The following is an 8036-nucleotide window of genomic DNA, read 5'->3' as shown; positions in this document are numbered from 1 at the left end:
ACGCGGTGGCCGGGCACATCCCGGGCGCGGTCTCGGCGCCGACGACGGAGAACGTGGCGGCGGACGGGCGGCTGCGGCCCGCGGCCGAACTGGCCGCCCGCTTCGGCGCCCTGGGCGCGGTGGACGGCGCCGAGGTGGGCGTCTACTGCGGCTCCGGCGTCTCCGCCGCGCACCAGCTCCTCGCGCTGGCTGTCGCGGGCGTCCCGGCGGCCCTGTACGTGGGTTCGTGGAGCGAGTGGTCCTCGGACCCCTCGCGCCCGGTGGCCACGGGCCCGCAGCCGGGCTGAGATCGCAGACAGGTCTGCGGGGCGGCCCTGCGGGCGGCTCACCGGCCGGCCTGTGGAGCGGGCCGCGGACCGGCCTGCCGAGCGGGTCGCCCCCCGGGGCAGGCAGGCCCGGCGGTGCCGGGCCGGCCGCATACGGGGTGGAGGGATCCTGTCCGGGGTGGGACGGCATCGCCGCAGAGCATCGTCGTGGCCGGGCGCCGCGGCGGCGGGCGCAGATGACCGCGTGCTCCCATCGGGCCCGCCCTCCACGGGCGTCCCGGCGGGTCGTCCGCCGCCCGGTCGCCGGACCGGGGGCTGCCCGGTGCGCGCTGCCGTCGCCGCCCCCGGCCGGAGCCGGGGGACTGACGGATGGTCACTGGCGTAGCGGTTACTCCTGTTTCTTGCGGCGGGTGCCGAAGACGATCTCGTCCCAGCTGGGGACCGCCGCCCGGCGGCCGGGCCGGACCCCGTCGGCCTCGGCCTGACGGTCCGTCGTGCCGACCAGCCGGTCGCGGTGGCCGGCCACGGACCGCGGCATGAGGACGTCCGCGTACGCGGCGCCCGCGCTCGCGGCCGGCGCCGGGGGCTCGACCGCCTCCGGCTCGTCGGACGGCTCGTCACTCGCCGGTGCGGCCGAGGGCGTTTCGGGGACGACCATGTCGCCGCGGAAGCTGGGGACCGCTTCGAGCAGGCTCGTCAGCGAATCCCGCTCCTTGGCGGGCGGTTCCTCGGAGGGCGCGGCGTCCGCCTCGGACGAGGACGGGCCGGAGGACGCGCCCTGCTGCCGGTCCAGCGACCGGTCGAGGGGCCTGTCGCGCGGCAGACGGGCGATCCGGGGCACGAAGGGGAAGCTCGGCTCGGGCGTGTCGTCGGCCTCGCCGATGAGCGCGCGGGCCTCGTCGTCCATCGCTTGAACGATCCGCCTGGGCGGGTCGTACGACCAGCTCGCCGCACGGGGCTCACCTGCCGCCCGGTAGACGAGCAGGACCTCCCACGTGCCGTCGTCCCGGCGCCAGGAGTCCCACTGCGCGGTGTCCTTCTCGGCCCCGCGCAGTATGAGCCGCTCGGCCACGGCCTCGCCGAGGAGCGGGCCGGTGTTCTCGCCGGGGCGGCGCACCGCCGTCTTGCGGGCGCGCTCGGCCATGAACGCGCGCTCGGCCAGGACCGGGCCCTCGAACCGGCGCACCCGCTCGACGGGGATGCCCGCGAGCTGCGCCACTTCCTCCGCGGAGGCTCCCGCACGTATGCGCGCCTGGATGTCGCGGGGGCGGAGATGGCTCTCCACCTCGATCTCGATCTGCCCCAGACGAGCACGGTCGTTGCGCACGGCGGCGCGCAGCCGTTCGTCGATGGGAAGGGTGTACTCCGTGCTGTCCGCAGCCTTGAGCACCAGCCGTGTGCCGTCGTTGGAGACGGCCACGACACGCAGTTCGGGCATGGGGACCTCCCGGGTGGTGCCTGCCGACGTCACGTGCGTCGCTGCTTCCGCTAGTCGAGTGTGGCCTGCCCGGGTGCAGCCTGCCACAACATTGCCGAGTTGACGGGGGTGAGAGCCGGTGGGGCCCCGCCCGTTGGGTCCAGGCAGCCGGACGGGACACCGGGGCCAGGGCTCGTCACAGTACTCCATTCGGGCCACTGGGGGTGGAATGGCGCGCCATCGAAGTTCACGCGGGAGAAGGGAGTTGATCGTACCTATCGCGCGCGAAGGCAGTCGTACGGGTGTCGAGGTTCACAGAATCGCCGGAATCGGAACTGTTCGTTACGCTCGAATGTCTCTTCTACCTGCAAGACGGACCCAAAGCTACACAGAGGCAGGAGATGGACGACAAAGGCGAAAGCGAGGCAAAACAGAAGAGCAAGCGTCTGGAGCTGAGCCTCGCGCAGGTCGCCGGCAGCGCCCTCGCGGCGGTGATCGCCGCACTGCTCGCGGGCAAGCTCGGGGTGTACGGCACGGTCATCGGCGCCGGCGTCGTCAGTGTCGTGGCCACGTCGGGCGGCACGGTCTTCCAGCACTTGTTCAAGCGGACCGGCGAACAGCTCCGCGAGGCGACCACGCAGGCGGCGAAGCCGAAACTGCGCCAGGTGCCCGTGCAGGACGCGGGCCGGGCCGTCAGCCGCGCCGCGGCCGCGGCGCAGGACCCCGCACGGCGCGCCGCGCAGGACGACGCGACCCGGATGCTGCCCCGGGCCGACGCCACGCAGATGCTCCCGGCGGCCGGCGACGAGGCGACGCGGCTGTTGCACACGGCGTCGCAGTCGCCGGAGCCCGGAGGCGCATACGCGGGCGCGCATCCTGGAGCGCGCGCCGATGAACACTCCTTTGCCTACACCGACACGTACACCCCGGCCACGACGCACGGCACCCGGGTGCGCGGCTGGAAGGGCCCGCTCATCGCCGCCGGCGCGGTCTTCGTCCTCGCGATGGGCACCGTCACCGCGGTCGAGCTGGTCAAGGGGTCGAGCGCGGACGGTGGTAAGGGGACCACGGTCAGCCAGATCCTCGACGGCGGGAAGTCGCAGAAGAAGCAGGACCCGGCGCCCGAGCGGTCCCCCGGCCCGGAGCGTTCGCACGACAGCGGCGAGGAGCGCGGCACCGGAGGCGACTCCGGCCCCTCGCCCGGCCCGGACGCCTCCCGGCAGGGCGGCGACACGGGCAAGCAGTCGCCGGACCCGTCGACGCCGCCGTCCTCCGGAGGCCCGACGCCCAGCACCAAGCCGGACCCGACGCCCGACCCCTCGACCTCCCAGGGCGGCGGCACGGGCGGGGACGACGGCAAGGGCGGCGGCACCGGAGGCAGCACGACCGGCCAGGGCGGCACGGGTGGGGGGACGACCCCCAAGCCGCCGGCGGAGGGGCAGAACGCGGCCGCCGGCGCGGGTACGCCTGCGGCGGGCACGGCTGTCTCCTAGGGCGGCCCCCTGCGTCGTGGGCCGGCTGCCGGCTGGTTGTGGCCGGTCGCGCAGTTCCCCGCGCCCCTTTTCGGGCGGGGCGTGGCGGTGAGGGTCCCCGTGGTGTGCCGGGGCGTTCCATGGGCGCGTTGTCCGGCTGCCGGTCGGTTGTGGCCGGTCGCGCAGTTCCCCGCGCCCCTTACGGGGCGCGCCGGTGCCCCGTCGGCTCAGTCGCCCAGCACGCGCCGCAGGTAGTCGTTGCCGAACACGCGCTGCGGGTCCAGCCGGTCCCGCAGCGCGGTGAAGGCGGCGAAGCGCGGATAGGCCGCCGCGAGGTGCCCGGCGTCGCGGCTGTGGAGCTTCCCCCAGTGCGGCCGCCCGCCGTGCGCCGTCATGATCTGCTCGGCGGCCCGGAAGTAGGCGCGGTAAGGGGCGCCCCGGTACATGTGCACGGCGAGGTAGGCGGTGTCCCGGGCGTGGGCCGTGGACAGCGGTATGTCGTCGGCCGGAGCCGTGCGGACCTCGACGGGGAAGGCCACGCGCAGCCGCGAGCGCTCGATCGCGGCCCGCAGCGCGCGCAGCGCCGGTATCGCGGCCTCCCGCGGCAGCGCGTACTCCATCTCCAGGAAGCGGACCCGGCGGGGGCTGGTGAAGACGCGGTACGGCACGTCCGTGTAGGTGCGGGCCGACAGCGCGCGGCCGGCGAGCTGTGCCATGCCGGGAACGGCGGCGGGCACGGCGCGGCCCACGGCGCACAGGGCGCCGAAGAGGCCGTTCGACAGCAGCTCGTCCTCGAACCAGGCGGCGACCCGGCCGGGCGGGTCCGCGGGACCGGCGCTGCGGTTGTTGCGCTTGGTGACGCAGTTGCCGGTGTGCGGGAACCAGTAGAACTCGAAGTGCTCGTTCTCGGCGACCAGCTGCTCGAACTCGCCGGTGACCCGGTCGAGGGGCATCGGCTCCTCGCGCGCCCGGAGCAGGAACTCCGGCTCCACCGCGAAGGTGACGGCGGTGATCACGCCCAGCGCGCCCAGCCCCAGCCGGGCGCCGGCGAAGACCTCCGGGTTCTCGTCCGCGGAGCAGGTCAGCACCGAGCCGTCCGCGGTGACCAGCTCCAGGGCCCGGACCTGGGCCGAGAGCGAGGCCGAGTCGCGGCCCGTGCCGTGGGTGCCGGTGCTGACCGCCCCCGAGACGGTCTGTTCCATGATGTCGCCCATGTTGGCCAGCGACAGGCCGTGCGCGGACAGCGTCGCGTTCAGGTGCCGGAGCGTGGTGCCGGCCCCCACGGTCACGGTGCCCGCCGCGCGGTCGATCGCGTGCAGGCCCCCGAGCCGCTCCGGGCGTATGAGCAGGCCGTCGGTGGCGGCAGCGGCGGTGAAGGAGTGGCCGGTGCCGGCCGCCTTCACCCGCAGGCCGTCCGCCGCGGCCCGTACGACCGCTTCCGCGACCTCGGCCGCGGAGGCGGGGGCCACCGTCCGCATGGGGTGCGCGGTGACGTTGCCCGCCCAGTTGCGCCAGCGGGCCGGCCCGGCCGCCCTAGGCGACGATGCCCTTGCTGAGGTCGTCGTTCCGGTCGTCTCCGTCATGTGCGTCAGACCCTCCCCTTGGCTGCGGCACAGGTCCCCCCGGCCGCTGCGGCGCCGGCGTGCGGAGCCGGCGGTAGCCCAGGAACGCGACCGCCGCCGCGAGCGCCCCCGCCACGCCGGACACCGCGTACCCCGCGGCGGCGCCGTGGACGTCCACCACCCAGCCGGCGGCCGACGACCCCAGCGCCACGCCGACCGCGAGACCCGTGCTCGTCCAGGTCATGCCCTCGGTCAGCTGCGCGCGCGGTACGTGCTGCTCGACGAGGGCCATCGTCGTCACCATGGTCGGCGCGATCGACAGCCCCGAGACGAAGAGCGCCACGGCCAGGAACGGCAGGCCCCCGACCAGTTGGAGGGGGATCATACTCACGGCCATCGCACACACGCCCACGAGCCAGCGGCGGGCCATGTCCCCGCTCAGCCGCAGGAGTCCGAAAACGATCCCCGCCACGCACGAGCCCAGCGCGTACGCCGCGAGCACCAGGCTCGCCATGCTCTTGTGGCCCTCGGCCTCGGCGTAGGCGACGGTCACCACGTCGCACGTACCGAAGATCATGCCCGTGGCGACGAAGGTCGCCACCAGCACCTGCAGACCGGGGGAGCGCAGCGCGTGGCGGCCCCTGTGCTCCCCGCGCGGGTGCGGCTCCGGCTCGGTGGCGCGCTGGGCGGTCAGCCACAGGACGCCGATCGCGAGGAAGCCGGCGGCCAGCAGCGGGCCGGCCTCGGGGAACCAGCTGGTGGACAGCCCGATCGACAGGATGGGGCCGACGATGAAGCACACCTCGTCCAGGACGGACTCGAAGGCGTAGGCGGTGTGCAGCTGCCCGCTGCCCCCGTAGATCGCCGCCCAGCGGGCCCGCACCATGGATCCCACGCTCGGCACGCAGCCGCCGAACGCGGCGAAGACGAACAGCGTCCAGTCCGGCCAGCGCTGCTGCGCGCTCAGCAGCAGCCCCGCGACCGCGGCGAGGGCCACCAGCGTCGCCGGGCGCAGCACCCGGCGCTGCCCGTACTGGTCGACCAGCCGGGATATCTGCGGGCCGAGGACGGCGGCGGAGACGGCCCCGGCCGCGGCGACGGCGCCCGCGAGCCCGTAGCGGCCGGTGATCTGGGAGATCATCGTGACGATGCCGATGCTCAGCATCGACAGCGGCATCCGGCCGAGGAGACCGGCAGCCGCGAACCCCTTGGTGCCGGGAGCGGCGAAGATCTCGCGGTATGGACTGGGCAAGACGGCTCCCTAGGAGGTCGTTACGGGGGACGGGACGAGGGTGCCGTAAGGGACGTAGCTGGCCGATACAGCTTACTGGGGTACGTTTGTTCGGCGCACCGTCATTTCCCGGCAGTCCGTGCAGGGTGGCAGGATCGGACGCATGTCGGATCAGCCAGCGCACGCCCCCTACGACGCCCTGCTGTTGCTCTCCTTCGGCGGCCCCGAGGGCCCGGACGACGTCGTTCCCTTCCTGGAGAACGTCACGCGCGGGCGCGGCATCCCCCGCGAGCGCCTCAAAGAGGTCGGGCAGCACTACTTCCTCTTCGGCGGCGTCAGCCCGATCAATGACCAGAATCGTGCGCTGCTCGGCGCCCTGCGCAAGGAGTTCGCCGAGCACGGCCTCGACCTCCCGGTCTACTGGGGCAACCGCAACTGGGCGCCGTATCTGACCGACACCCTGCGCGAGATCGCGGCCGACGGCCGGCGCCGTGTGCTCACCCTCGCCACGAGCGCCTACGCCTCGTACTCCGGCTGCCGGCAGTACCGCGAGAACCTCGCCGACGCGCTCGCGGCCCTGGAGGCCGAGGGCGTCACGCCGCCCCGCGTCGACAAGCTGCGGCACTACTTCAACCACCCCGGCTTCGTCCGCCCCATGGCCGACGCCGTCCTGGCCGCCCTCGCCGAGCTGCCCGAGGGCGTCCGCGAGGGCGCGCACCTCGCCTTCACCACCCACTCCATCCCCACCGCCGCCGCGGACACCTCCGGCCCCGCGGACGGCCACGGCGACGGCGGCGCCTACGTCGCCGAGCACCTGGACGTCGCCCGCACCGTCGCGGAGGCGGTGCGCGAGGAGACCGGCACCGAGCACCCCTGGCGGCTCGTCTACCAGTCCCGCAGCGGCGCCCCGCACATCCCCTGGCTCGAGCCCGACATCTGCGACCACCTGGAGGCCGCGCACGGCGACGGCGTCCCCGCCGTCGTCATGGTCCCCATCGGCTTCGTCTCGGACCACATGGAGGTCAAGTACGACCTCGACACCGAGGCCGCCGCCAAGGCCGCGGAGCTCGGCCTGCCGGTCGCCCGCGCGGCGACCGTCGGCGCCGACCCCCGCTTCGCCGCCGCCGTCCGCGAGCTGGTCCTGGAACGGGCCGCGAGCGAGCGCGGCGAGCGCCCCGAGCGGTGCGCCCTGGGCGCCCTCGGCCCCTCGCACGACCTCTGTCCCGTCGGCTGCTGCCCGGCCCGGGCCCCGCGCCCGGCCGCCGCCGGAGCCGACAGCCCGTACGCGTAAGGAGCACCAGCACCGTGAGCGACACCCTGAAGGCAGAACTCCTGGCCGTGGCCCTCGAGGCCGCCGACCGCGCCGGGGCCCTGCTCCGCGACGGGCGCCCGGCGGACCTCGGGGTCGCCGCGACCAAGACCAGCTCGATCGACGTCGTCACCGAGATGGACATCGCCGCCGAGAAGCTGATCACCGGCTTCCTCGCCGAGCGCCGCCCCGAGGACGGCCTCCTGGGCGAGGAGGGCGCCAGCAGCGAGGGCACCAGCGGCGTGCGGTGGGTCATCGACCCGATCGACGGCACCGTGAACTACCTCTACGGCCTGCCGTCCTGGGCCGTGTCCATAGCGGCCGAGCTCGACGGCGAGGCGGTCGTCGGCGTCGTGGCCGCGCCCATGCGCGGCGAGACCTACCGGGCCGTGCTCGGCGAGGGCGCCTACGAAGGCGAGCGGCGGCTGTCCGTCCGGCCCGCGCCCGGCCTCGACCAGGCCCTGATCGGCACCGGCTTCGGCTACCTCACCGCGCGCCGCGCCGCCCAGGCGGAGGTCCTGCGCTCCCTGCTGCCGCAGGTGCGCGACATCCGGCGCGGCGGGTCCGCGGCGATCGACCTGTGCGACGTGGCCTGCGGCCGGCTGGACGGCTACTACGAGCGCGGGCTCAACCCCTGGGACTACGCGGCGGGCGCGCTGATCGCCCGCGAGGCCGGGGCCCTGACCGGCGGACGCCCGGGCGAGCCCGTCTCCCCGGAGCTGACCGTGGCGGCCCCGCCGGTGCTCTTCGAGACGCTGCAGGGGCGCCTGGAGGAGCTG

At 74.8% G+C, this 8036-nt stretch carries 7 protein-coding genes; 4 read left to right on the top strand and 3 right to left on the bottom strand.

What is annotated here, in order from left to right:
- Positions 1-287: sulfurtransferase (locus V7793_RS28820; protein WP_336011782.1), on the top strand; the 287-nt coding region annotated here is incomplete at its 5' end.
- Positions 288-654: 367 nt separating this feature from the next.
- On the opposite strand, the gene sepH is transcribed toward V7793_RS28820, so the two are convergent.
- Positions 655-1737: a septation protein SepH gene (sepH, locus tag V7793_RS28815; protein WP_336011779.1), complete on the bottom strand. Its 1083-nt coding sequence runs from the start codon at positions 1735-1737 to the stop codon at positions 655-657.
- A gap of 347 nt (positions 1738-2084) precedes the next feature.
- Between sepH and V7793_RS28810 the strand changes: the two genes are divergently transcribed.
- Positions 2085-3176, top strand: a complete 1092-nt coding sequence (locus tag V7793_RS28810) for a hypothetical protein (protein WP_336011776.1) — start codon at positions 2085-2087, stop codon at positions 3174-3176.
- Between the two features lie 206 nt (positions 3177-3382).
- On the opposite strand, the gene V7793_RS28805 is transcribed toward V7793_RS28810, so the two are convergent.
- Complete coding sequence (locus V7793_RS28805) at positions 3383-4738, bottom strand: D-arabinono-1,4-lactone oxidase (protein WP_336011773.1); 1356 nt, start codon at positions 4736-4738, stop codon at positions 3383-3385.
- Positions 4689-5969, bottom strand: a complete 1281-nt coding sequence (locus V7793_RS28800; RefSeq protein WP_336011771.1) for an MFS transporter — start codon at positions 5967-5969, stop codon at positions 4689-4691. The genes V7793_RS28805 and V7793_RS28800 overlap by 50 nt, the downstream gene beginning before the upstream one ends.
- A 142-nt stretch (positions 5970-6111) precedes the next feature.
- On the opposite strand from V7793_RS28800, the gene V7793_RS28795 reads away from it, so the two are divergent.
- Positions 6112-7239, top strand: a complete 1128-nt coding sequence (locus tag V7793_RS28795) for a ferrochelatase (RefSeq protein ID WP_336011769.1) — start codon at positions 6112-6114, stop codon at positions 7237-7239.
- A gap of 14 nt (positions 7240-7253) precedes the next feature.
- A partial coding sequence (locus V7793_RS28790) for an inositol monophosphatase family protein (protein ID WP_336011766.1) occupies positions 7254-8036 on the top strand: 783 nt, incomplete at its 3' end.

This window comes from Streptomyces sp. KLMMK (assembly GCF_036961605.1).
Classification (GTDB): Bacteria; Actinomycetota; Actinomycetes; order Streptomycetales; family Streptomycetaceae; genus Streptomyces; species Streptomyces telluris.
This window is presented reverse-complemented; position numbering and strand designations above follow the sequence as displayed.

Excerpts from the sequence above, each read along its gene's own strand:
- V7793_RS28810 (WP_336011776.1), top strand. The coding sequence starts at position 2,085 with ATGGACGACAAAGGCGAAAGCGAGGCAAAACAGAAGAGCAAGCGTCTG.
- V7793_RS28805 (WP_336011773.1), bottom strand. The coding sequence starts at position 4,738 with ATGACGGAGACGACCGGAACGACGACCTCAGCAAGGGCATCGTCGCCT.
- V7793_RS28795 (WP_336011769.1), top strand. The coding sequence starts at position 6,112 with ATGTCGGATCAGCCAGCGCACGCCCCCTACGACGCCCTGCTGTTGCTC.